This window comes from Dietzia sp. SYD-A1 (assembly GCF_015356725.1).
Lineage (GTDB): Bacteria > Actinomycetota > Actinomycetes > Mycobacteriales > Mycobacteriaceae > Dietzia.
In genome coordinates this window covers 1-1,176 of sequence record NZ_JADDKI010000588.1, presented here as the reverse complement: position 1 = coordinate 1,176, position 1,176 = coordinate 1, and the positions used below count along the sequence as shown (strand labels likewise).

2 protein-coding genes and 1 pseudogene are annotated in these 1,176 nt (G+C 71.3%); 2 read left to right on the top strand and 1 reads right to left on the bottom strand.

Going from position 1 to position 1,176, the window contains the following annotated elements:
* Positions 1–199: pseudogene (locus tag IY392_RS17360) on the bottom strand (hypothetical protein); the annotation flags it as partial.
* Between the two features lie 330 nt (positions 200–529).
* Between IY392_RS17360 and IY392_RS17355 the strand changes: the two are divergent.
* Both IY392_RS17355 and IY392_RS17350 read left to right on the top strand, forming a co-directional pair.
* A complete protein-coding gene (locus tag IY392_RS17355; protein ID WP_017837974.1) occupies positions 530–850 on the top strand; it encodes an urease subunit gamma in 321 nt (106 codons plus the stop codon).
* A 68-nt stretch (positions 851–918) separates the two neighbouring features.
* Positions 919–1,176, top strand: a 258-nt coding sequence (locus IY392_RS17350; RefSeq protein WP_228549579.1) for a hypothetical protein, incomplete at its 3' end; no start/stop codon positions are given.

Below are 1,176 nucleotides of genomic sequence, written 5' to 3'. Positions count from 1 at the left end.
GCCCGGCGAGCACCCGTCGGGCCGCGGAGTGCAGGGCCGCGCGCGAGCGGTATGGCCGACCGTCCAGTACCGCCCGTGCCCATTCGGCAGATCCCGACAACTCCGTGAGCACGGGCAGCAGGTTGTCCGCGGAGGCGGTGTCGAAGTCACCCACGGCGGGGTCGTCGGTCGCGGTCGTCCCGGCGATGTTCTGGGGCATCGATTCATGATGGCAGCGGGCGGGACGCGGAGCGATGGCGACGCGGCAGTCGTAACGTGCCGTAACAATCGGCCGCCGAACCTGTGGCCGGGTGTGGCCGGTGCTGCCCCGGGCCGTCGCCGAATGCGCTCCCTCTGAACAGCGGTGCCCCCTGAACAGCGGTGCCCTGCTCGCCCTCCGCAGGGCACCGCAGGTCAGGGACGTTCAGGCGCTCGGCGACAGGGGTGGGAGCGGTCCTCGGCAGCGGTGTTACACGGCCGACACACGGTGGTATTAGCGTGATCGACACGCCCCGGCGCGCCGACGCTCCGAGCACGAGAGGACCCGCCGATGAAGCTCACCCCCCGCGAACTGGACAAACTCACCCTGTTCACCGCGGCGGAGGTGGCCCGCCGGAGACTCGACCGCGGCGTGCTGCTCAATGTCCCGGAGGCCACCGCGCTCATCTCGTGGGAGATCGTCGAGCACGCCCGCGACGGACGCACCGTCGCCGAGTGCATGGACCTGGGGCGTCGGGTCCTGGACGCCGGGCAGGTCATGGCCGGGGTGGTGGAGCGGCTACCGATGATCCAGGTCGAGGCCACCTTCCCCGACGGTTCCAAATTGGTGACCGTCCACGATCCCGTCGGCCCGGTGGAGCAGCAGGCATGACCGCCCGCGCCACCGTGCACGACCATGGACCTGTGCACGACCATGGAGCTGTGCACGACCATGGACCTGTGCACGACCATGCGCACCCACACACCGACCCGGCCACCGCCCGGGTCGTCGTGGCGCGGGGTCCGGAGTCCGAGAAGATGCCCGATCTCGGGATCCCGTCCGCCGCCCCAGGGCGTGAACTGCACGACCTGGTGACGGCGGAGGTGGAGTCGGGCGCGCTCGTCGTCGTCGTCCCCATGACGTTCGGCCGCGCACCGGCGATGATCGCCGACTGCTCCCGCACCCTCCGTGACGTCCGCGGCCGCACGGGCGCCGCG

Coding starts and splice junctions, on each gene's coding strand:
- IY392_RS17355 (WP_017837974.1), top strand. CDS start 530: ATGAAGCTCACCCCCCGCGAACTGGACAAACTCACCCTGTTCACCGCG.